Genomic DNA, 22,168 nt, shown 5'->3' with positions numbered 1-22,168 from the left:
GTGTGAGAGGCGCTCATGGTAGAGCAGTGGCGCCAGAGCGCCCTAGCCTGCTTTGCCAGAGCCTTTGCTTTGTTCGTCGAGCAGCGCGTCCAGCGATTGCAGCGGGTTGTCCGGCTTGCCTTCGCGGTTTGACGCGGCGTTTGCGGCGGTGGTTGCGCCAGCCGCTCCTGCGCCTTTGGGCGCTTCGGCTTCCGTGGTGGGCAAAAGCGGCAGCATGCGCCCCGAAATCAGGGCGCCTTGGTGCATTTCAAGCTGGCGATAACTCACATCGCCGCTCACGCGCGCTTTGGGTTGCAGCTCCAGCACGCGATCGGCATGCACCGGGCCTTCCACCATGCCGTTGATGATGACGGTATCGGCGCGGATGCCGCCCAGTACCCGGCCTTGCTCGGAAACAAACACCAGCGTGCCCCGGCTTTTTTTCTTGCCTGGCTGGGCAGCGGCATCGGGCGCGCCCTGGATCAGGCCCTCCACCGTGCCGTCGATGCCCAGCCCGTCGGTGAACGAGAGATCGCCGCGCACGTGGCAGCCGTGGGCGACCAAGCTGCGGATGGGGGGTTGTTTGTTTTTGGAAAACATGGCTGTCCTCTCACTCTTTGTCCTGCGCCAACGCCAGCGCATGCCGCGCGCGCTCTTGCTTGCCTTCCCACACCAGGGCGGTGACGCGGATGGCCTTCAAGCCTTTGGGGATTTTCAGCCGCCCCTCCAGCCGCAGGTAGCGGCCCAGCTCCAGGCTTTGGCGGCGCTTGGGCGCTGGCGCGCTCCAGGGTTTGCCGTCGAGCAGGCCGGTAATGCGCCACTCCAGCTCGCCTTTGAAAACGCCCGCATCGCGCTTGGGCCGCATCAGCAGCATTTGCCAGGCCAGGTGCTCGTCGTCGGCGCGCGCCAGCGTCATGTTGCGGATGGCAATGCCGCCATCGCCTGGCGCAGGCAGCAGGTTTTCGTAAAAGCCCAGCTCGTCTTTGAGGCGACCGTTTTCGCCTTGCAGCGCCCGCACCTGGGCGGCCAGGCTGTCGATGGTGCTTTGCTGTATCAGTTGGTCGGGCGTTGGCCCAGGCTCGGGCTTGGGCGCTGGCGGCGGCGGTGCGTTACTGGCCAGCGCTTGCTGGGTTTGGGCTTCTTGCACTTGCCAGCGCAATTGCTCCAGCTCTTGCTGCATGTGCGTGCGCTGCTGCCAGAGCTGCTGCGTCCACAGCCCCGCCGCCACAAGGCAGGCCAGCGCAGCGGCCCACAGCAGCCAGCGCAGCGGCCCGGGCACCACGCGCCGCCGCATGGCAAGGCGGCCAGTCAAAACAGGGGGACGGAGGCGCAGGCGGCGACGCATGATGGGGGCAAGGGCAGACTTGGAGAACAGCAAGCGGGACGCATTATCGAACAGCCCATGATGCTTCTGCACCGATCAGGGCCAGAAGGGCGATAGCGCGCGTTTTTGCAAACTTCAATTCAAGGGATATTCTTCTTCAATACAGATATGCCGAAAAAGGCAATAAAAATTTCTTTTGATTTGTAATTCAGACAGCCACATCAACGATGGCGCGACTTCATCGCCCGCTCGACCTCGCGCTTGCCCTCACGCTCCTTGATGGTGGCGCGCTTGTCGTACTCGGCCTTGCCCTTGGCCAGGGCGATTTCGCATTTGGCGCGGCCATTTTTCCAATACAGGTACAGCGGCACCAGCGTGTAGCCTTTTTGCTCCACCTTGCCGATCAGGCGTTTGATTTCGCTTTTGTGCAGCAGCAGTTTTTTCGTGCGGTCAGGCTCGGGGCGCACGTGGGTGGAGGCGGTCTTGAGCGGGTTGATTTGCCCGCCGATCAGGAAGATCTCCCCATCGCGGATCACCACATACGCATCCGTCAACTGCGCCTTGCCGCTGCGCAGGGCCTTGACCTCCCAGCCGTGCAGCACCATGCCTGCCTCGTGGCGCTCTTCAATGAAGTAGTTGAAGAACGCCCGTTTGTTTTCGGCAATACGGCTGGAGGGGGTTTTGTCTTTGCTGGCCATACGTCGGTCAGAGGAAACGGAAATAACAGAAAACAGAACGGCCCGCCGCAGCAGCAGCGTGCGCGCAAAGGCGCCAACACAAGAGCGCCAACGCCCGCGCCAGGCTGGCCCGGGGCTGCGGCGATAGAATCGCCAGCCTTTTGCAACCACTGTCAGCAACCACTGTCAGCAACCACAGCCAACGCAGGCGGCAAAACCGGCCATTGTATGTGCAGCCCCTTGTGCAGACTGCGCAGGCCCGTGCGCCGCAGTGGCGCTGGCGCTGCGTGCCAGGCCCCAACCCGCGCGCCCGGCGTGATCTTTGCCCATGAAACAAGTCCATAAATCCGCCCTGGTCTGGTTCAGCCCAGCACAGATGTTTGCCTTGGTCACGGATGTGGCGCGCTACCCCGAGTTTCTGCCCTGGTGCGACCACGCGCGCGTGCTGGAGCAAGACGCGACGGGCATGACCGCAGAGGTAGGCATTGCCTTTTCGCGCGTGCGCCAATCGTTTGTCACACGCAATGAGCATATCGGGCAGGAGAAAGTGCTCATGCGCCTGGTGCGCGGGCCGTTCTCCGTCTTGCAAGGCGAATGGACGTTCCAGGGCATCGGCAACGCCCAGACGCCGGCGCAAGCCCAGGCGTGCAAAGTCGGGCTGACGCTGAGTTACGACTTCAGCTCCACCGCCCTGCGCCTGCTGGTAGGCCCCGTCTTCGACAAAATCGCCAACACCATGGTGCAAGCCTTTGTGCAACGCGCCGAAAGCCTCTACCCGGCCCAACGCTAAAGAAGCCGCCCATGCCGCCGCCCAACGCCGCCAGCATCCAGATCGATGTCGTGCTGTGCCTGGGGCCTCGCCAAACCCTGCAATGGCGCATGGCCCTGGCCGAAGGCAGCACTCTCGCGCAAGCCCAAGCCGCCGCCACGGCGCATGGCGCACAGCTCCTGGCGCAAGCCCGCCCCGCAGCCGACGCCAGCACGCCCGTCCTGCCGCACTGGCGGGCCTGGGGCGTTTGGGGCCGCGCCGTTGCGGCGGACTATGTGCTGCAAGAGGGCGATCGCCTGGAGGCCTATCGCCCTCTCACCGTCGATCCCAAAACCGCCCGCCGTGAGCGCTTTGCGCGCCAGGGCGCACGTGGCGCAGGCCTGTTTGCCAAGCGCCGCGCAGGCGCCAAGCCGGGCTATTGAGCACGTTTGCACCCCTGCCCTGCTCATGGCCATCCCCTTGCTCAGCCCACCCAACCCGCCTGCGTACGGCCAAATTGCGTGAATCGGCTTGCTCTCCCCTTTTTTTCTCCATTTGTGAAAGGAACTCCCATGCCCAAACCCCTGGCCTGCATCGTGCGCCGCCTGCCCTTTTTTGCCGCTGCCTTGTGGTGGGGCGGGCTGTCCGTCATGGGCTTTCTGGCCGTGCCGCTGGTGTTTGCCTATGCGCCCAGCGTCGCCGTGGCGGGGCCTATTACGGCCAAGATGTTTTCCGCCATCACCTGGGTCGCCGTGGCCTGCGGGCTGCTGCTGGTGCTGTGCCTCAAACCCAGCCTGGAAGCTGCGCGCACCGTGCAAGCGGGGGCCGAGCCAGCCCCCGCCTCGCCCGCCCTGGCGTTGACCGGCTGGGCGCTGGCCGGGGTCATCCTGGCGCTGCTGATCGAGTTTGCCGTAGCGCCACGCATCGTCGCGCGGGTGGATTTGCACATCTGGCACAACCTGGGCACCGCGCTGTATGTGCTGCAATGGCTGTGCGCAGGGGTGGTGCTGTTCAAACTCAGCGGCCGCGCCACCGCGCCTTGCCGCCCCCAAGCCTGACTGGCCCCAATCAGCCCTGGCCTTGACCTCGGCCCTGGCCCGCTGCCATGCTTGAAAGCGGGCCGATACAATGGCGCGCTTTGCATTCATGACCAAGCCTTGCATGGCAACTTCCACCCCCTCCAGCGGCGCAGCAGGCGCTACAGGCGCAACAGGGCGCATCATCAAGAAATACCCCAACCGCCGCCTCTACGACATGGCCAACTCGGCCTACATCACCCTGGCCGATGTGAAACAACTGGTGATGCAGCGCGAGCCCGTCACCGTCGTTGACGCCAAAACGGGCGAAAACCTCACGCGCAGCATCTTGCTGCAAATCATTCTGGAAGAAGAAGTCGGCGGCACGCCCTTGTTCAGCGAATCGGTGCTGGCCAATCTGATCCGCTTTTATGGCCACACCATGCAAGGCTTCATGGGCGCGTACATGGAGAAAAACATCTCCGCCATGGCCGAAATGCAGGCGCAAATGCAATCGCAGTGGGCCGAGCAGGCGCGCCACATCTCGCCCGATTTCTGGGCGCAGTTCCAGCCCATGACAGCCAATGTGATGGAGAGCTACACCGAGCAATCGCGCCAGAACCTGCTCAAAGTGCAAGAACAAATGCAGCAGCAAGTGCGCCAGCAAACCGAGCAGTTCTGGCAGCTTTTTGGCCTCAGCAAAGCCCATAACGAGTCTGAATAACAGCTCCAAGCCAGTGCCCCCGGCACAACTTTCCGCACCGACCTCCCCAAAAATCCAGAACAAAGAAAGCAGGCGTCATGAGCAGACAGTACTTCGGCACCGACGGCATTCGCGGCACAGTGGGCCAGGCGCCCATCACGCCCGATTTCATCCTCCAGCTCGGCCACACCGTGGGGCGCGTGCTCAAGGCGGCCAACCCCGCTGCCACCGTGCTCATCGGCAAGGACACGCGCATCTCCGGCTACATGCTGGAAAGCGCGCTGGAATCGGGCCTGAACTCCGCCGGGGTCGATGTCGTGCTGCTCGGGCCCATCCCCACGCCAGCCGTGGCCTATCTCACCCGCGCCGTGCGAGCCGATCTGGGCATCGTCATCAGCGCCAGCCACAACCCGTTTGAAGACAACGGCATCAAATTCTTCAGCGCCCAAGGCGCCAAGCTGCCCGACGAATGGGAGCAAGCCGTCGAGCAGGGCCTGACCCAGCCGCCCACCTGGGCCGCCTCCGCCGCGCTGGGCAAATCGCGCCGCATGGACGACGCCTGCGGCCGCTACATCGAGTTCTGCAAAAGCACCTTCCCCACCCACCTTAGCCTGCGCGGGCTCAAACTCGTGGTCGATGCCGCCCATGGCGCCGCCTACCAATGCGCGCCCAAAGTCTTTCACGAGCTGGGCGCCGAAGTCATCGCCATCGGCGTCGAGCCTGACGGCTTCAACATCAACCGCGGCGTGGGCGCTACCGCCCCCCAGGCGCTGGTGGCGCAAGTCCAGGCCCACCGCGCCGATTACGGCATTGCGCTTGATGGCGACGCCGACCGGCTGCAAATGGTCGATGCCAGCGGCCGCCTGTTCGATGGCGATGAGCTGCTTTACCTGATGGCCTTGCAGCGGCTGGAGCAAGGCGCCAAGCCCGCAGGCGTGGTCGGCACCCTCATGACCAACCTCGGCGTGGAGCAAGCCCTGGCCGCGCTGGGCATCCGCATGCTGCGCGCCAAGGTGGGCGACCGCTACGTGCGCGAAGCGCTGGAGCAGCAAGGCTGGCAACTTGGCGGCGAAAGCTCAGGGCATTTGCTGGTGCTGGACAAGCACACCACGGGCGACGGCATCGTCAGCGCCTTGCAAGTGCTCCAGCGCGTCATCACCACCGGCCAAAGCATGGCGCAAGCGCTGCAAGCCGTGCAGCTCTACCCGCAAACGCTCATCAACGTGCGCCTGAGCGATCGCGAGAGCTGGAAAACCCACCCCGGTTTTCAACGCACGCTGGCCCAGGCCGAAGCCGCCCTGCAAGGCCAGGGCCGCCTGCTGGTGCGCCCCAGCGGCACCGAGCCAGTGCTGCGCCTGATGGTGGAAGCCCAGCAGGCCGAGCTGGCCCGCCACTGGGCGCAAGCGCTAGCCGATGCCCTGGCTGCGCCCGCAGCCGCTTGAAAATTCGCGGGCGGACTTACGCGGCACCCCCCACAGCCCGCGCCAATCGCACTTGGGTCGCTGCACATCTGCAAATATTACAAATCAAAAGAAAATAAATTGCCTTGTTTAGGCATATAAACCGATAAATTGAATTTCTTTTGATTAAAAATACCAGCAACCCCGCCCGCACGGTAACGCCGCGCCCAAAGGCCCTACGGGTTTTCACTCAGAGCGCGCCCGCAAGCGTTGTTGCACCTCATTACGTTCGTACAATGCCGCCCCGTTCGGCCGCGCCTGCTTGCAGCGCATGGCACGGACATGGGTTCAACCTCACCGCCACAGCCCCAGGACTCGACCTACCCGGTCTGCTGCGCTTTGGGGCGCCTTGCGGCGCTGGCTTGCAAACAGCAAGCTGACGCCACTCTTGCACCCTCTGCATCATGAAACTTTTGCTCGCTCTCTCGCGCGGCATCGACAGGCTCAATGCCTTCATCGGCCGCTATGCGATCTGGCTGATTTTTGCCGCCACGTTCATCAGCGCCGTCAACGCGCTGGTGCGCAAGATTTTTGGCACCAGCTCCAACGCCTTTCTGGAAATCCAGTGGTATTTGTTTGCCTGGTCGTTTCTGATCGCGGCGGGCTACACGCTGCTGCACCGCGAGCATGTGCGCATTGACGTGCTCAACAGCCGCCTGCCCAAAAAGGTGCAAGTGTGGATCGATATCGTGGGCTTTGCGCTGTTTCTCACGCCGCTGTGCCTGACCATCCTCTATCTGACCTGGCCGGTGGTGGTGCAGATGTACCAATCGGGCGAGACCTCGGGCAACTCCGGCGGGCTGATCCGCTGGCCGGTGTGGCTGGCCATCCCCGTGGGCGTGGCGCTGCTGATGCTGCAAGGCTGGTCGGAGCTGATCAAGCGCATCGCCTTCCTTACCGGCCACGGGCCTGACCCGATGGGCAAGCTTGGCGACGCCGATGAGGCCCTGGCCCAGGCATTGCGCGAAGAGGCCGCCGCGCGCGAGGCCCAGCAAACCACCGGCGCACCAACATCCACGCCCGCATCGGCCAGCGCCCCCGGCGCGGCGCAGGCATAACGGCAAGGGAGAGCACCATCATGGAATTCATTGCCGCCAATTACGCGCCCATCATGTTTGCGGGCCTGGTCGTCTTTTTGCTGCTGGGCTTTCCGGTGGCCTTCAGCCTGGGCGCTTGCGGGCTGGCCTTCGGGCTGATCGGGATTGAGCTGGGCGTTTTCCCCTCCTCCGTGCTGGCCTGGCTGCCCCAGCGCCTGATTGGCATTTTGGCCAACGATACGCTGCTGGCCGTGCCCTTCTTCACCCTCATGGGTTTGGTGATGGAGCGCAGCGGCATGGCCGAGGATTTGATCGAGACGATCGGCCAAGTCTTTGGCTCGCTGCGCGGCGGGCTGGCGCTGGCCGTGGTGGTGGTGGGCGCGCTGCTGGCCGCAACCACGGGTGTGGTGGCCGCATCGGTCATCTCCATGGGGCTGATCTCGCTGCCCATCATGCTGCGCTACGGCTACGACCGGCGCCTGGCCAGCGGGGTGATTGCCGCCTCCGGCTCGCTGGCGCAAATCATCCCGCCCTCGCTGGTGCTCATCCTCATGGCCGACCAGCTCGGGCGCAGCGTGGGCGATATGTACAAAGGCGCCATGCTGCCCGCCATGATGCTGGTGGGCCTGTACCTGGGCTGGGTGCTGCTGCTGGCCATCTTCAGCCCCAAGCGCGCCCCCGCCTTGCCGGCCGAGGCGCGCATTTACCGCGAAGCCAACGGCAGCGGCGGCTACACCTCGCTGATGGTGCTGCTAACCCTCTCGGCCATCGTCTCGGTCTATCTGGCCTCGCAAATGGCGCACATCCACACCTGGCTGGAGGGGCGCGAAGTCACCCACGTGGCAATGGATGAAAAAGTCGTCACCGCGCTGTGCGGCGGCACCTTCGTGGCCTTCGTCATCGCCAGCATCAACCGCCTGCTGGGCCTGGGCCTGCTCTCGCGCCTGGCCGAGCGCGTGACCTTCGTGCTCATCCCGCCGCTGCTGCTGATCTTCCTGGTGCTGGGCACCATCTTCCTGGGCATTGCCACCCCCACCGAAGGCGGCGCGATGGGGGCCATGGCCGCCATCCTCATGGGCGTGACGCGCCGACGCCTGAGCATGGCGCTGTTCAAGCAGGCGCTGGCCGCCTCCACCCGCCTGACCAGCTTCGTGATGTTCATCCTCATCGGCGCCACCACCTTCGGGCTGGTATTCCAGGCCGCCGATGGCCCCATCTGGGTCGAGCACCTGCTCTCGGGCCTGCCCGGCGGGCCAGTGGGCTTTTTGATCGTGGTGAACGTGATGGTGTTCTTCCTGGCGTTCTTCCTGGATTACTTCGAGCTGTCCTTCATCGTCGTGCCGCTGCTGGCCCCCGTGGCCGAATCCATGGGCATCGACCTGATCTGGTTTGGCGTGCTGCTGGCGATGAACATGCAAACCTCCTTCCTGCACCCGCCCTTTGGCTTTGCGCTGTTCTTCCTGCGCTCGGTCGCGCCCGAGAAAGCCTACATAGACCGCGTCACCGGCCAGCACATCGCCCCCGTCACCACCATGCAGATTTACTGGGGCGCCGTGCCCTTTCTGGTCATCCAACTGTGCATGGTCGGCCTGCTCATCGCCTTCCCCAGCCTGGTCACCGGCAACCTGGACGCCAAGGTCGAAGTCGACATGGATGCCGTCGGCGCTCAAATGCTCGACAGCCTTGATGCCCAGGGCGGCTACGGCGCCGACAACCCCTTTGGCGACTCCGCCTATGGGGGCGATACGGGCAGTGGTACAAGCAGTGATGCAGGCGGCGCAGGCTATGGCAGCGACAGCGGCTACGGCAGCGACAACCCCTTCGGCCAGCCCGAACCCTCCCAAGCCCCCGTCCAGCCGCAAGCCGCCGCCGAGCCAGGCGGCTACGGCTCGGACGACCCGCTGCAAGCCCTGCAAGAAGCCGCCAGCCAGCCCAGCGGGCAGTAATACACCTAAATTACAAATCAAAAGGATAAAGAATCAGCCTATTCAGGCATGATAGGTAACAAACCATTTTTCTTTTGATCAAACAAAGGAGATCGCCCGTGCCCCCCGAGCCGCCAGCCCCACAACGCACGCCCAACGCTTGCGACGCCCCCGCGCCCGAGCAAGACTGGCAGGCCCTGCTGGAGCCCGAGCAAGACCCACCCACCACCATCCCCCTGGGCCTTGAGGACTGGCTGGGCATCGTGCTGCTGTTCGTGCTCAGCCTCATCACCCTGGGCAACGTGCTGGCGCGCTACCTCAGCAACATCTCCTTTGCCTGGACGGAGGAAATCTCCATCTTCCTGATGATGGTGCTCACCCTCGTGGGCGCCAGCTCCGCCGCCGCGCGCAGCCGCCACATCCAGATCGACTACCTCGCCGCCCGCGTGGGGCCGCGCGCGCGGCGCTGGCTGACCATCTTCGCCGCCCTCGCCAGCCTTGCCATGTTCGCCGCCATGGCCTGGCTGGGCGGCCAGCTCGCCTGGGACGAATACCGCTTCGAGGAAACCTCCCCCGGCCTGGGCCTGCCCAAGTGGATTTACACCATCTGGCTGCCCGTGCTCTCCATCGCCATCGCCCTGCGCACCCTGGGCGTCGCCTGGCGCGCCTGGCGCAAGCGCGAGCAGGGCTGAGCCGTCATGGCAGCCACGCCTTCACACCCTCCCCCGCGTGCCGCTGGGAACGGGGCTTCGGGCGCGAAGGCTGGAAGATTTATCAATCAAAGTAAAAACAAAACAATAACCAATATGCCAAAACAAGCCGATTTTATTTCCCATTGATATATAAAAATTTCATGAAGCGCCCCGCCCCACCCTCTGCCACCGCCTCCCGCCATGACTGAAATCGCCCTGCTGATGTTCGCCGTCTTCACCGTGCTGATGGTGCTGGGCGTGCCCGTGGGCGTGGCGCTGGGCTTTAGCGGCGCGTCGGCCATCGTGCTGGCCAATCTGGATGCGCCCTACTTCGGCCTCATGGCCATCCCGCAAAACTTTTACGCAGGCATCGCCAAATACCCGCTGCTGGCCATCCCCATGTTCGTGCTGGTCGGCTCCATCTTCGACCGCTCCGGCGTCGCCGGGCGGCTGGTCAACCTTGCCATCGCCATCTTCGGGCGCGGCCCCGGCGTGCTGCCTGCGGTGGCCATCGTCGTGGCCATGTTTCTGGGCGGCATCTCCGGCTCCGGCCCCGCTTGCGCAGCAGCCGTGGGCGGCGTGATGATCAGCGCCATGCGCCGCGCGGGCTACCCCGGCCCCTTCAGCGCCACCGTCATCGGCGCAGCCGCCTCGACCGACATCCTCATCCCCCCTTCGGTGGCCTTCATCATCTACAGCGTGCTGGTGCCCGGCGCGTCCGTACCCGCGCTGTTTGCCGCCGGCGTCGTGCCCGGCGTGCTGGTCGGCCTGGCCCTGATCGTGCCCGCCTTCTGGCTCGCCCGCCGCCACGGCATGGGCGCAGGCGAAGCCGCCCTGCCCCGCCCGCCCTTCTGGCGCAGCCTGCGCCAAGCCTCCTGGGGCATTGCCGCGCCCATCCTCATCCTGGGCGGCATGCGCATGGGCTGGTTCACCCCGACCGAGGCCGCCGTCGTCGCCGTCTATTACGGCCTGTTCGTCGGCATGGTCGTCTACCGCACCATCGGCTGGCGCGATCTGATCGTCATCTTCCGCGAGGCCGCCGAACTCTCAGCCATCATCTTGCTGGTGGTGGCGCTGGCCAGCATCTTTGCCTACGCCCTCTCCACCCTCAGCATCATCGACCCGCTGGCGCGCGCCATCGCCGCAGGCGGCCTGCACGAGTACCTGGTACTGGCGCTCATCGTCGCGCTGTTGGTGGTGTTTGGCATGTTTCTCGACGGCATCTCCATCTTCCTCATCTTCGTACCGCTGCTGGCGCCCATCGCCCAAGTCTTCGGTTGGGACATGGTGTGGTTCGGCGTGCTGCTCACGCTCAACGTGGCGCTGGGCCAATTCACCCCGCCGCTGGCGGTGAACCTGATGGTCTCCTGCCGCATGGCCGGCGTGGCCATGCAAAGCACCGTGCCCTGGGTCGTGTGGTTTTTGCTGGCCCTGCTGGCCGTCATGGCCCTGGTCATCGCCCAGCCAGGGCTGGCCTTGTGGCTGCCGCGTTATTTGGGGTATTGAGTCTGCTCCCGCCCGCCTCGGCCAATACAGCCGCACTCACCGAGACGCCCATGAAGCAATTGGACTGAGCCAGCCGCAACCGCAGCCGCAAGCACAGCGCCCCGGAAAGCCTGCCGATTGCCGCCCGCGCGGCAAAACGGCGTCGCCACGAAAAACAGGGCCATTGGCCCTGTTCCATTCCGCCCTGGGGCGAAGCGCTGGCGCTATTCGCGCCGATGTCGCTGGCGCGCCCCAGCTTCACTCCAGTACAGCAGGCATGCGTGGCGACCACTGGGTCATGATGTCGTTCATGCCCTGCTTGTTGAAATACGTGTAGGGATCGAGCACGCCCGAGGCCGCAGGCAGATACGTTCCGCGCACCACATCGCCACCGTATTCGAACAGCGCCAGATTCTCACCTTCATCCAGCTCCTTCTCCATCGCTTCCCTGGCTGCCTGATCGGGGGCGCTAAAGCGGATATGGGCCGGGGCCTTGGCCGTGGCAGCATGCAGTTGATAGCCCAAAGCGTGAGTGACCTTTTCACCATTTTCCTGGGTAATGGTCAAGCTGGCCTGGTTACCGTCCCCCAGCCGCAGCACCGCCATCTTGCTCAAGTTTCTAAACCAGGCTCGGCTGGCGATGGCTTCCTGCAAGCTGCTAGGCGTGCTTGAACAATTTCTGCTAACTGTTTCGCAGTTATACAAGGGATATTGATCATGACGATTGGTAAATGGCCAATGAGATTGGCTAATTCTGAAAGAGGGTTCAGGCCGCTCAACTACCCAGCGTCGTGCTTGTGCACCATCAGTGAAGAGCTTGCCCTGAACAGCCTCAGGCAGAGGAATACCATCGCCTTTGCCAACCCAATCGCTCAAAGCATCGCCCGCAATATCCCTGATTTGCATCGAGTAATACAGCGTGCCCGTGTCGCCATGCACCAGCACTGTCTTCGCCCCCGAACTACCTACCGGTCCTTGCGTCACGTTCAGCTTCCCAGAGCTTTGCACCCATTTTTGAAGCTTGGGATTGAAAACCAAACGCCCAGATACATCCTTTCTCCATTTGCTACCACTAATGGTGTATCGGGCGGGTTCTACCCCGCCACTCGTAACAGCTTGTATTGAATACGAAGAAAGCTCCAAAGGGTTTCGCTCTACCCAATAGCTATACGAATAATTCGGCTGACTCTCCCACACCTTCAGCGGATCGGGCGCATATTTGAACCCTTCTTCGGGCTGAATCTGCACGGGCGGCGTCGGCTGGTGGCCCCTTCTGTACAGCGGGTCGTTCTCATCGGCAATGGGGTCGCTCAAAAAGTCCATGACCTGCTGCTGCGTCACCATATGGCGGTGGTTGATTTTCTTCAGCCAGGCGCGTGCGGCGCGCACATCGGCATCGCCCGCGTAGGTGGCCTGCAATTCCCGCCCATCGAGTTCGGGATCCATGCCGCGCACAAACATATTGGCCGCCGAGAGCTTGCTGCTCACCGAAAGCGCGTTTTCGTTCTGCGCCCCTTCCAGAATGCGCAAGGCGATGCTGCCTGCCGAGTATTCGCCCGCGTGGAATTTGTCGATGTAGAACTGCTTGCCTGCGGCATCGGCGGCGGTGTCAAACAGCGCCTCATAAACCTTGTCGATCACGCTACCAATGGTCTGGCTGTTGATCGAGCCGTACAGCGCCCGCGATTCGGCCGGGGAGGAAAAATTGGCAATGGCCTGCTCCAGATTGCCCGCCGCAATCTCCTTGGACCAATACAGCATGCCGCCAATATCGCCGGGGCGCTGGTAAAAGGCCAAGTAGAGCTTTTGCGTGTAATCCAGCGCTGGCCCCAGGCTTTGCTGCACCATCAGGCTTTTACTCACGCCACCGGTGCGCAGCGGTGCACGCGGGGTGCTGGTGGATACCAGCTCACCGGCCAGGGCACTGCCCACGCCCAGGCTCGCGCCCAGCAACAAGGCCATGCCATTGCGCCGCAAATGGCGCGCGCTGTGCCTGGAGCGCAGACGGCGGGAAGGGAAGTTCAAAGGCATAAAGTTCTCCTCGCGTAGGAAGGGTTGGGGGAAATCGAGCGTAACTTGGTAATCAGAAACAAAAAACCCGGCAACGCGCAAGGCGTGGCCGGGTAACAAGAAAAACAAAAGCAGACGAAAATTTTTCGCCTGAAGGGGGAACTTTTACGAAACGCGCATCAAATGCTGCGTGCTGCGTGCTGCGTGCTGCGTGCTGCGTGCTGCGTGCTGCGTGCTGCGTGCTGCGTGCTGCGTGCTGCGTGCTGCGTGCTGCGTGCTGCGTGCTGCGTGCTGCGTGCTGCGTGCTGCGTGCGAAGTCTATATTCACAAGTGTCATGGAGCGCAGATTTTACGCAGCCCCTGGGGCGAATCGATGGTCAAAGCCTCCATACCAGCTCAGGAAAACCCTAGCCCATCTTTCCATTGGCATTTTTTGACATTTCAGCGCCGCCAATCCAACGCAGCGGGGGACATTTCAGCGCCGCCTCTCGTCGGAATTGCGCTGAAGATCACTTGGGAATCAACGACAAAAACTCCCGCCGCAAATTGGCGTCAGTAAGAAACACCCCGCGCATGACGGAGTTGATCATCTTGCTGTCCATCTCTTTCACGCCGCGCCAGGACATGCAGAAATGGCTGGCTTGCATGACGATGGCCAGCCCGTCGGGCTTGGTGCGCTCCATGATGAGATCGGCCAGTTGCACCACGGCTTCTTCCTGGATTTGCGGGCGGCCCATCACCCAGTCCACCAGCCGGGCGTATTTGGACAGGCCGATGACGTTGGTGTTCTGGTTGGGCAGCACACCGATCCAGACTTTGCCGATCACGGGGCAGAGGTGGTGGCTGCATGCGCTGCGCACGGTCAGCGGGCCGACGATCATCAGCTCGTTGAGGCGTTCGACGTTGGGGAACTCGGTGATGTCCGGCGCGTTGACGTAGCGCCCGCGAAAGACCTCCGTCAAATACATCTTGGCCACGCGGCGCGCCGTGTTGCGGGTGTTGTGGTCGCCTGCGGTGTCGATCACCATGCTGTCGAGCACGGCCTGCATCTTGCCCTCCACCTCGTCCAGCAAGGCTTCCAGCTCGCCCGGGTTCAGGCAATCGGCGATGTTGTCGTTGGCGTTGTAGCGGCGCCCCTGCGCTTGCAGGCGCTCACGAATCTTGACGGAAACAGGCACCCCTTCGTCGTCCGTGGCGGGCGGCTGTGCAGGGCTGGAAGGTGCTTTGCGCATAGGATTTTCGTTGACCAAAGACCGTTTATCATAAGCTCATAAGCCACGCTCGGTGCATGGCAGCGGTGCCTTATTCCGTTTCAAAAATGGAATTCCTGGATGGCCCATTCGAGGGCCGCTTGCACTCGCCCAGGGCGTTTTCCCAGTTGGCTGCCTCCACCGCGCCACTTGCCCCAAAATCAGCCCAGCCCCTTGCACGGCGCGCGGCTGCCTCGCCCCTATTCCAGCCCCATGAATGAACAGCAGTACCGCGATGTATTGTTGGCCAAGGCCATCGAAACCCAGCCCCCGCCCCCTGGGCACCCCCCCCTGCTCTTGGACAAGGATGTGCGCCAGGCCACTGAGCGCACGCTGCGCGAGCTGCGCCTGGGCAAGGGCGGTGCGCGCCAGTTGGAGCGTTTGGCGGTGCACCGCGCCGATTTGCTGCTGCGACTGGCCTCCCACGCCCAACCGGCCATTGGCCCGCTGCGCCGCCCGCGCCGCGCTGCCTCGCTGCTGTGGTGGCTGCCGCTTTTGGCGCTGCTGCTGGGCTTTGCCACGGAGAAGATTGCCGAGCCGCACCGCCTCAACCTCATGGCCTGGCCGCTGCTGGCCATCATCTTCTGGAACCTGGCGATGTACGTGGTGATGGCCGTTTTGTGGCTGCGGCGCCTGCTGCGCCCCAGGCGCCCTGGCGAGGTCGATGAATTGGGGCTGGAAGCCCTGCGCCCCGTCACAAACTGGTGGACGCGCAGCGCGCTGGGCCTGAAAGACAAAGACGGCTACCTGCGCACCATCTACCAGCGCTTCATGGCCGATTGGATGCCCTACAGCCACGCCCGCCACGCCCGCGTGCTGCGCAGCCTCACCCACTTGTGCGCCGCCGCCCTGGCCATCGGCGTAGGGGCGGCGCTGTGGTTCACGGGCATGTTTGCCGAATACCGCGTTGGCTGGGAAAGCACCTGGCTGACGCCGCAACACATGCACACCCTGGCCCATTGGCTGAGCTGGCCCGCCCAAACCCTGTTGGGCATGCCCGCCTGGAGCCTGGAGCAAATCGAGCAACTGCAAAGCTGGCCCGCCGGTCAGCAGCAAAACGGTCGGCAATGGATAATTGCCTACAGCACCTTGCTGGCGCTGACGGTGGTGCTGCCGCGCGTGCTGCTGGCGGTGTGGAACTGGGTTGCGGCGCTGGGCCTGTCCAAAACGCTGCACCTGCCGCTCGATGAGCCGTACTTCCAGAAAATCGCGCGCGATTTCTCCAGCGACGCCACCACCGTGGCCGTCCACCCCTTCAGCATGGTGATGAACAACCAGCGCCAGCAGCAAGTGGTGCAATTCGTGCAGCAACACTTTGGCGCCGCCGCCCATGTGCACTTTGCCCCCACGCTGGAATATGGCGAGGGCGAGGGCCGCTTCGCCCACACGCTGGAGAGCGCCCAGCCGCATTTGCAAGCGCTACTGTTCAACATGGCCGCCACGCCCGAGGAAGAAACCCACGGCGCAGCGTTGGCACAGTTCGAGGCCCACGTGCCCGGGGCGCGCGGCGTCTGGCTGTATGGCCATGAATTCGCCCAGCGTCTGGGCGATACGGAAGCAGCCCGCCACCGCATTGCCGAGCGCAGCCACCTCTGGCAAGTCTTTGTCGAAAGCCACGGCATGCAAGCGCAATTCATCGGTTTGCCCGCTCACGCTGCCCAGGCCGCCGCACCCAGCGCGCAGACGCCCGCCGTTCCTGGCGCCTGACGCTCCCAAAACATCCCCAGCCCCCACGCCATTGGCTCCCCCACCAGATGTCCCAGCAGGAACTGACCGCCATCCCCCAAGGCACGCTTGTGCAATGGTGTTTGATCTCGCACACCAACATCGGCAAAACCACCCTCACGCGCACCCTGTTGGGGCAGGACGTGGGCGACATCCGCGACGCCCCCCACGTCACCGACACCGCCGACGCCCACACCCTGGTGCGCACGCCCGAAGGCGATGAGCTGCGGCTGTGGGATACCCCCGGCTTTGGCGACTCCGTGCGGCTCTACCAGCGCCTGCAACAGCAAAGCAACCCCATGGGCTGGCTGCTGAGCAACATCTGGGATCGCTGGCGCGACAAACCCTTCTGGATGAGCCAGCGCGCCATGCGCGCCGCGCGCGACAGCGCCGATGTGGTGCTCTACCTCGTCAACGCCGCCGAAAACCCCGCCGATGCGGGCTACCTCGACGCCGAAATGCACCTGCTGCGCTGGCTGGGGCGGCCCGTGGTCGTGCTGCTCAACCAGACCGGCGCGCCGCAAACCGTCCGCCAGCAAGATGAAGACGTGCGCACCTGGACGCGCGCGCTGGCGCAATACAAACCCATGGTCTGCGACGTGCTCGCGCTCGACGCCTTCACCCGCAGCTGGATGCACGAGCAGCGCCTGTTCCACGCCGTGCAGCCACTCGTCCCCCCCGGCAAACAAGCCGCCTACCAGCGCATCGTCGCCACCTGGGAAAGCGCCAACCGCCAGCGCTTTGACGCCAGCATGGCCGCCATCGCCACGCTGCTGACCCAGGCCGCGCGCTGGAAGGAACCCGTGGCCGCCGCCACGCGCAGCCCCCTGCCCTCGTGGGACACGCTGAAAAACCTCCTCCCCCTGGGCGCAAGCGGCACGGTCAACGCCGCCCCGCCCGATGCCGAGCAGCAAGCCATGCAAAAACTGCTGCGCCACCTGCAAAAAGAAGACCTGCGCAGCACCGAAACCCTGCTGGAGCTGCACCGCCTCGACGGCCGTGCCGCCGCCGAAATCCACGCCCAACTGCGCGAATACTTCACCATCCACCAGCCGCTGGACATGCGCCAAATGGGCCTGCTGGGCGCGCTCGCCAGTGGCGCCGCAGGCGGGCTGGGCGCCGATCTGGCCACCGGCGGCCTGAGCATGGGCGCGGGCGCTTTGCTGGGCGCGCTGGCGGGCGCCTTCACCTTTGCCGGCGCGGCCCTGGGCCTCAACCGCATCCGCGAGCAAACCGAGCACCAAGTCCAGCTCTCTGACGACTTTCTCGACTCCCTGCTGCACGCGGGCATGCTCAAATACCTCGCCATCGCCCACTTTGGCCGCGGCCGGGGCCATTACAGCGAAGCCGAATCCAGCCTGCCTGCCCCCGCGCACTGGCACGAAGCCCTGCAACAACACACCGCGCCGCAGAAAACGCGCCTGCACAGCCTCTGGCAACGCCTGCGCGCCGCGCCGGAGAATGACGAATCGGCCAGCCAGCCCATTCATGAAGAACTGCGCGCGCTGGTGGGCAACATCGTTCTGGCCGCCATGCAGCAGCTCTACCCCAAACCCAAGCGCCAGGCCCGCCCACACCCCACGGCGGCGCACAACCCGCCCAGCGGCCCCAGCGCCGACCATGACAGCTCCAGGCCTGAAACCAGCGCAAGCACAGGCACCAACACCAGCACCAGCGCAAGCTGATTTCGACCGCGCCTGCTCAGAGTGCCAACGCAACGCCCCTGCCCCATCACCACCCCGACACCCGCCATGCATCTGACCTTCATCGTCGGCACCGTCAGTGACACCGCCTTGTACGTCGCCCAAACCGTGCAACAAGTGCTCAAGCCACAGCTCACCGGCTCCACGCTCATCCTCGCCCAGGCCGACACCACCGGCGAAGCGCTGGAAGCCGCCGCCGCCCAAGGCCCCGTGCTCATTTGCACCTCCACCCACGGCAGCGGCGACCTGCCCGAAAACCTCCAGCCCCTTTACGCCGATCTGGACGCCCGCCCGCGCTACCTCGGCGCCCTGCGCTACGGCGTCATCGCCCTGGGCGACAGCTTTTACGACGACACCTTCGCCGCAGGCGGACGCCTGTTCGACGCCCGCCTGCAAGACCTGGGCGCGCAGCGCATTGGCGAGATCTTCACCATCGACGCCAGCGAAGTGACCGACCCCGAAACCGCCGCCGCCCTCTGGGCGCAAGAATGGCTGCCCAGCGCCGCCGCGTCGTTTTCAGCTTGATCGCTTTCCGTTTCCCCCTCTCCCGCTTGCGGGAGAGGGTTGGGGTGAGGGTGGCATTGCGCCAGCAACGCGCGGGTGCTGCCACTTGCAGACCCTGCGCCCCCCACCCCGACCCTGCCCCGCGTGCCGCAGGGGAGGGAGTCCCATGCGCAAAGACCAACTATTTATACTAATCAAAGAAAAATCAAAACAATACCCAGTATGCCGAAATAAGGCATTTTTATTTCTCTTGAAATAGAAATCAACAAGCCTCCGCCATGCAACTGCCCAAGCTCACCCCCGGCCAGCGCTACACCTTGCCCATGCCCGTTGGCTCTGCCGACGCCCTGTTGCTGACGCAACTGGCCGTGCGGGAGAAAGCCGCCGGTCGCCGCCTGGCCGTCGTCACCGCCGATGCGCGCGATGCCTTGCGCCTGCTGCGCGAAATGGCGTTTTTCGATCCCGCGCTGCGCCTGTGCCTGTTCCCCGACTGGGAGACGCTGCCCTACGACAACTTCTCCCCCCACCAAGACCTCATCAGCGAGCGCCTGGCCACGCTATGGAGCATCGTCCAGGGCCAGGCCGATGTGCTGCTCATCCCCGCCACCACCGCGCTGTACCGCCTGGCCCCGCCCGCCTTTCTGGCCGCCTACACCTTCCAGTTCCAGACTGGCCAGCAACTGGATGAAGCCCAGCTCAAGGCCCAGCTCACCATGGCGGGCTACCAGCACGTAGGCCAAGTCGTCGGCCCGGGCGAATACGCCGTGCGCGGCAGCCTGATCGATTTATTCCCCAACGGCGCGGCCCACCCCTACCGCATCGATTTGTTCGACGACGAGATCGACTCCATCCGCACCTTCGACCCCGACACCCAGCGCAGCCAGGCGCTGGTGCAGGAAATCCGCCTGCTGCCCGGGCGCGAATTCCCCATGGATGAAGACGCGCGCACACGCTTTCGCACCCGCTGGCGCGAGCTGATGGAGGGCGACCCGACCAAAAGCCGCATCTACAAGGACATGGGCAACGGCGTTGCCACCGCAGGCATCGAGTACTACCTGCCGCTGTTCTTTGAAGAAACCGCCACCGTCTTCGACTACCTGGGCCAGGCCGCCACGCTGGCCCTGCACGGCCCGCTGGATGTGGCGCTGGAGCGCTTCGCGCAGGACACGCAAGAGCGCTGGCGCATCGCCCGGCACGACCAGGAGCGCCCCGCCCTGCCGCCCGAGGCGCTGTTTCTCAGCGCCGAGCAGTTTTTCCGCCTCTGCAAGCCGCTGGCGCAACTGTCGCTGCGCCCGCCCGCCAGCGATGCCCAGGCCGATAGCGACGCCGCCCACCGCGCCGACTTCACCGCCCTGCCCGACATCGCCGCCGTGCGCGGCGCGCCAGACCCGCTCTCGCGCCTGCAAGCGCACCTGCGCAGCAGCGCCCAGCGCGTGCTGGTGCTGGCCGAAAGCGCCGGACGGCGCGAGAGCCTGGCGGATTTTTTCCGCGCCAGCGGCCTGAGCACGCCCGGCTTTGACAGCCTGGCCGAATTCATCGCCAGCGACGAAAAAATCGGCATCGCCACCAGCGTCCTGCAACGCGGCTTCGGCTGGAGCGAGGCGGGCATCGATTTCGTCACCGAAACGGAGCTGTTCAACGCCGCGCCCTCCACGCGCCGCCGCCGCCGCTACGAGCAGGCCAGCAGCGTCGAAGGCATGGTCAAAGACCTGGCCGAGCTGAAAATCGGCGATCCCGTCGTGCACGCCCAGCACGGCATCGGCCGCTACCGCGGCCTGCTGCACATGGACATGGGCCAGAAAAACCCCGACGGCAGCGCCGCCTTGCAAGAATTCCTGCATCTGGAATACGCGGGCGAAGCCGTGCTCTACGTGCCCGTGAGCCAATTGCAGCAAATCAGCCGCTACAGCGGCGTGGCCGCCGACGAAGCGCCGCTGCACCGCCTGGGATCGGGCCAGTGGGAAAAAGCCAAACGCAAGGCCGCCGAGCAAGTGCGCGACGTGGCCGCCGAGCTGCTCAACATCTACGCCCGCCGCGCTGCGCGCCAAGGCCATGCCTTCCGCCTTGATGCCAGCGAGTACGAAACCTTCGCCAACGATTTCGGCTTCGAGGAAACGCCCGACCAAAGCGCCGCCATCCAGGCCGTCATTGCCGACATGCTCAGCCCCCAGCCCATGGATCGCCTCGTCTGCGGCGATGTGGGCTTTGGCAAGACCGAAGTCGCCCTGCGCGCCGCCTTCGTGGCCGTGCTCGGCGGCAAGCAAGTGGCCTTTCTCGCCCCCACCACGCTGCTGGCCGAGCAGCACTACCAAACCCTGGTGGACCGCTTTGCCAAATGGCCCGTCAAGATCGCCGAGATGAGCCGCTTTCGCACCACGCGCGAAATCAACGCCGCCGCCAAGGGGCTGGCCGATGGCTCGGTCGATATCGTCGTGGGCACGCACAAGCTGCTGTCCTCCTCCATCGACTTCAAAAACCTGGGCCTGCTCATCATCGACGAGGAGCACCGCTTCGGCGTGCGCCACAAAGAGGCCATGAAGCAACTGCGCGCCGAAGTGGACGTGCTCACGCTCACCGCCACACCCATCCCCCGCACCCTGGGCATGGCGCTGGAAGGGCTGCGCGATCTCTCCGTCATCGCCACCGCGCCGCAAAAGCGCCTGGCCATCAAAACCTTTGTGCGCAGCGAAAACCAAAGCGTGATTCGCGAAGCCGTGCTGCGCGAACTCAAGCGCGGCGGCCAGGCCTACTTCCTGCACAACGAGGTGGACACCATCGAGCTGCGCCGCGACAAGCTGCAAGAAATCCTACCCGAAGCGCGCATCGCCATCGCCCACGGCCAAATGCCCGAGCGCGAGCTCGAGCGCGTCATGCGCGACTTCGTCGCCCAGCGCTACAACCTGCTGTTGTGCTCCACCATCATCGAAACCGGCATCGACGTGCCCTCGGCCAACACCATCGTCATCAGCCGCGCCGACAAATTCGGCCTGGCGCAATTGCACCAGTTGCGCGGGCGCGTGGGCCGCAGCCACCACCAAGCCTACGCTTATCTGATGGTGCCCGATGTGCAAAGCCTCACCCGCCAGGCCGAGCAGCGCCTGCAAGCCATCCAGCAAATGGAGGAGCTGGGCAGCGGCTTTTACCTGGCCATGCACGATCTGGAAATCCGCGGCGCGGGCGAACTGCTGGGCGAAAGCCAAAGCGGCAACATGCTGGAAATTGGCTTCACCCTCTACAACGAGATGCTGGCCGACGCCGTCAAAGCCCTCAAAGCGGGCAAAGAGCCCGACCTGCTCGCGCCCATGCAAGCCGTGGCCGAAATCAACCTGCACAGCCCCGCCCTGCTGCCCGACGACTATTGCGGCGACGTGCACCTGCGCCTGTCCTTCTACAAACGCCTGGCCACCGCCCAGACCACCGACGCCGTGGACAATCTGCTGGAGGAAATCGTTGACCGCTTCGGCAAGCCCCCCGCGCCCGTGCAAGCGCTCATCGACACGCACCGCCTGCGCATCCTCACCGAGCCTTACGGCGTACAGCGCATCGACGCCACGCCCGCAGCCATCACCATCGCCTTCCGCCCCAACCCGCCCGTGCAGCCCATGCGCATCATCGAGCTGATCCAGAAAAACAAGCACATCAAACTCGCCGGCAACGACAAGCTGCGCATCGAACGCGAACTGCCCCACCTGCACGAGCGCGTGCAAACCATCCGCGATCTGCTGCGCCACCTGGGCGAGCCGCTACCGCCCGATGAGGGTGCGGCGGCAGCCGCCAAACCCTCCCAATAAGTATTAACCAATCAAAGTAAAAACGTCTTTAATACCATCATGCCGGAACAAGGCAATTTTTTATCCTTTGATTTATAAAACAAACAAGCAAAAGGCGCAAAAAACACCCCAGAAGACCCCAACCACCGCCCGCGCCTCA

18 protein-coding genes are annotated in these 22,168 nt (G+C 64.3%); 13 read left to right on the top strand and 5 right to left on the bottom strand.

The window, feature by feature from the left end:
* Positions 1-42: 42 nt before the first annotated feature.
* The 3 genes from EBQ26_RS02980 to smpB all read right to left on the bottom strand — a co-directional run bounded on the left by EBQ26_RS02980 (position 43) and on the right by smpB (position 2,001).
* A complete protein-coding gene (locus EBQ26_RS02980; protein WP_122237556.1) occupies positions 43-579 on the bottom strand; it encodes a bactofilin family protein in 537 nt (178 codons plus the stop codon).
* 10 nt (positions 580-589) lie between these two features.
* The gene (locus tag EBQ26_RS02975; protein WP_147473990.1) at positions 590-1,324 is read right to left on the bottom strand and encodes a DUF6776 family protein; all 735 of its coding nucleotides are present in this window, start codon (positions 1,322-1,324) and stop codon (positions 590-592) included.
* Between the two features lie 200 nt (positions 1,325-1,524).
* Positions 1,525-2,001, bottom strand: a complete 477-nt coding sequence (smpB, locus tag EBQ26_RS02970) for an SsrA-binding protein SmpB (RefSeq protein ID WP_122237554.1) — start codon at positions 1,999-2,001, stop codon at positions 1,525-1,527.
* Between the two features lie 307 nt (positions 2,002-2,308).
* Between smpB and EBQ26_RS02965 the strand changes: the two genes are divergently transcribed.
* The 9 genes from EBQ26_RS02965 to EBQ26_RS02925 all read left to right on the top strand — a co-directional run bounded on the left by EBQ26_RS02965 (position 2,309) and on the right by EBQ26_RS02925 (position 11,067).
* Entirely contained in the window at positions 2,309-2,770 is a 462-nt protein-coding gene (locus EBQ26_RS02965) for a type II toxin-antitoxin system RatA family toxin (RefSeq protein WP_122237553.1), read from the top strand.
* Positions 2,771-2,781: 11 nt separating this feature from the next.
* A complete protein-coding gene (locus EBQ26_RS02960; protein ID WP_122237552.1) occupies positions 2,782-3,171 on the top strand; it encodes an RnfH family protein in 390 nt (129 codons plus the stop codon).
* Between the two features lie 129 nt (positions 3,172-3,300).
* Positions 3,301-3,786 carry a DUF4149 domain-containing protein gene (locus EBQ26_RS02955; RefSeq protein ID WP_238944101.1) on the top strand — a complete coding sequence of 162 codons (486 nt, stop codon included), beginning with the start codon at positions 3,301-3,303 and terminating at the stop codon, positions 3,784-3,786.
* A gap of 103 nt (positions 3,787-3,889) precedes the next feature.
* Positions 3,890-4,468 (top strand): polyhydroxyalkanoate synthesis repressor PhaR, encoded by a 579-nt coding sequence (gene phaR / locus EBQ26_RS02950; protein WP_238944100.1) that lies wholly within the window; start codon positions 3,890-3,892, stop codon positions 4,466-4,468.
* A 77-nt stretch (positions 4,469-4,545) separates the two neighbouring features.
* Complete coding sequence (gene glmM, locus EBQ26_RS02945) at positions 4,546-5,889, top strand: phosphoglucosamine mutase (RefSeq protein WP_122237551.1); 1,344 nt, start codon at positions 4,546-4,548, stop codon at positions 5,887-5,889.
* Between the two features lie 422 nt (positions 5,890-6,311).
* Entirely contained in the window at positions 6,312-6,965 is a 654-nt protein-coding gene (locus tag EBQ26_RS02940; RefSeq protein WP_122237550.1) for a TRAP transporter small permease subunit, read from the top strand.
* 20 nt (positions 6,966-6,985) lie between these two features.
* On the top strand, positions 6,986-8,890 hold the full coding sequence (locus tag EBQ26_RS02935) for a TRAP transporter large permease (RefSeq protein WP_122237549.1): 1,905 nt from the start codon (positions 6,986-6,988) through the stop codon (positions 8,888-8,890).
* A gap of 98 nt (positions 8,891-8,988) precedes the next feature.
* Complete coding sequence (locus EBQ26_RS02930) at positions 8,989-9,561, top strand: TRAP transporter small permease (RefSeq protein ID WP_122237548.1); 573 nt, start codon at positions 8,989-8,991, stop codon at positions 9,559-9,561.
* Between the two features lie 201 nt (positions 9,562-9,762).
* Complete coding sequence (locus EBQ26_RS02925; RefSeq protein ID WP_122237547.1) at positions 9,763-11,067, top strand: TRAP transporter large permease; 1,305 nt, start codon at positions 9,763-9,765, stop codon at positions 11,065-11,067.
* A gap of 237 nt (positions 11,068-11,304) precedes the next feature.
* On the opposite strand, the gene EBQ26_RS02920 is transcribed toward EBQ26_RS02925, so the two are convergent.
* Positions 11,305-13,158, bottom strand: coding sequence for a hypothetical protein (locus EBQ26_RS02920; protein WP_147473989.1), 1,854 nt, complete (start codon positions 13,156-13,158; stop codon positions 11,305-11,307).
* 407 nt (positions 13,159-13,565) lie between these two features.
* Positions 13,566-14,288 (bottom strand): GTP cyclohydrolase I, encoded by a 723-nt coding sequence (folE, locus tag EBQ26_RS02910; RefSeq protein WP_122237545.1) that lies wholly within the window; start codon positions 14,286-14,288, stop codon positions 13,566-13,568.
* Positions 14,289-14,519: 231 nt separating this feature from the next.
* Here folE and EBQ26_RS02905 point away from each other — a divergent pair, with 231 nt between their 5' ends.
* The 4 genes from EBQ26_RS02905 to mfd all read left to right on the top strand — a co-directional run bounded on the left by EBQ26_RS02905 (position 14,520) and on the right by mfd (position 22,029).
* Positions 14,520-16,013, top strand: coding sequence for a DUF2868 domain-containing protein (locus EBQ26_RS02905; protein WP_238944099.1), 1,494 nt, complete (start codon positions 14,520-14,522; stop codon positions 16,011-16,013).
* Between the two features lie 47 nt (positions 16,014-16,060).
* Positions 16,061-17,716, top strand: a complete 1,656-nt coding sequence (locus tag EBQ26_RS02900; protein WP_122237543.1) for a GTPase domain-containing protein — start codon at positions 16,061-16,063, stop codon at positions 17,714-17,716.
* Positions 17,717-17,782: 66 nt separating this feature from the next.
* Positions 17,783-18,259 (top strand): flavodoxin domain-containing protein, encoded by a 477-nt coding sequence (locus EBQ26_RS02895; protein ID WP_122237680.1) that lies wholly within the window; start codon positions 17,783-17,785, stop codon positions 18,257-18,259.
* A 257-nt stretch (positions 18,260-18,516) separates the two neighbouring features.
* Entirely contained in the window at positions 18,517-22,029 is a 3,513-nt protein-coding gene (gene mfd, locus EBQ26_RS02890; protein WP_122237542.1) for a transcription-repair coupling factor, read from the top strand.
* The last annotated feature ends 139 nt before the right edge of the window (positions 22,030-22,168 follow it).

The sequence above is a fragment of the Allofranklinella schreckenbergeri genome (assembly GCF_003703475.1).
Classification (GTDB): domain Bacteria; phylum Pseudomonadota; class Gammaproteobacteria; order Burkholderiales; family Burkholderiaceae_C; genus Lampropedia; species Lampropedia schreckenbergeri.
This window is presented reverse-complemented; position numbering and strand designations above follow the sequence as displayed.

Bases quoted from the DNA above. Each gene is read 5' to 3' on its own strand.
- glmM (WP_122237551.1), top strand. From the start codon at position 4,546: ATGAGCAGACAGTACTTCGGCACCGACGGCATTCGCGGCACAGTGGGC.
- EBQ26_RS02980 (WP_122237556.1), bottom strand. From the start codon at position 579: ATGTTTTCCAAAAACAAACAACCCCCCATCCGCAGCTTGGTCGCCCAC.
- EBQ26_RS02895 (WP_122237680.1), top strand. From the start codon at position 17,783: ATGCATCTGACCTTCATCGTCGGCACCGTCAGTGACACCGCCTTGTAC.
- EBQ26_RS02940 (WP_122237550.1), top strand. From the start codon at position 6,312: ATGAAACTTTTGCTCGCTCTCTCGCGCGGCATCGACAGGCTCAATGCC.
- EBQ26_RS02925 (WP_122237547.1), top strand. From the start codon at position 9,763: ATGACTGAAATCGCCCTGCTGATGTTCGCCGTCTTCACCGTGCTGATG.
- EBQ26_RS02975 (WP_147473990.1), bottom strand. From the start codon at position 1,324: ATGCGTCGCCGCCTGCGCCTCCGTCCCCCTGTTTTGACTGGCCGCCTT.
- EBQ26_RS02905 (WP_238944099.1), top strand. From the start codon at position 14,520: ATGAATGAACAGCAGTACCGCGATGTATTGTTGGCCAAGGCCATCGAA.
- EBQ26_RS02955 (WP_238944101.1), top strand. From the start codon at position 3,301: ATGCCCAAACCCCTGGCCTGCATCGTGCGCCGCCTGCCCTTTTTTGCC.
- EBQ26_RS02935 (WP_122237549.1), top strand. From the start codon at position 6,986: ATGGAATTCATTGCCGCCAATTACGCGCCCATCATGTTTGCGGGCCTG.
- folE (WP_122237545.1), bottom strand. From the start codon at position 14,288: ATGCGCAAAGCACCTTCCAGCCCTGCACAGCCGCCCGCCACGGACGAC.
- mfd (WP_122237542.1), top strand. From the start codon at position 18,517: ATGCAACTGCCCAAGCTCACCCCCGGCCAGCGCTACACCTTGCCCATG.
- smpB (WP_122237554.1), bottom strand. From the start codon at position 2,001: ATGGCCAGCAAAGACAAAACCCCCTCCAGCCGTATTGCCGAAAACAAA.
- phaR (WP_238944100.1), top strand. From the start codon at position 3,890: ATGGCAACTTCCACCCCCTCCAGCGGCGCAGCAGGCGCTACAGGCGCA.
- EBQ26_RS02965 (WP_122237553.1), top strand. From the start codon at position 2,309: ATGAAACAAGTCCATAAATCCGCCCTGGTCTGGTTCAGCCCAGCACAG.
- EBQ26_RS02960 (WP_122237552.1), top strand. From the start codon at position 2,782: ATGCCGCCGCCCAACGCCGCCAGCATCCAGATCGATGTCGTGCTGTGC.
- EBQ26_RS02900 (WP_122237543.1), top strand. From the start codon at position 16,061: ATGTCCCAGCAGGAACTGACCGCCATCCCCCAAGGCACGCTTGTGCAA.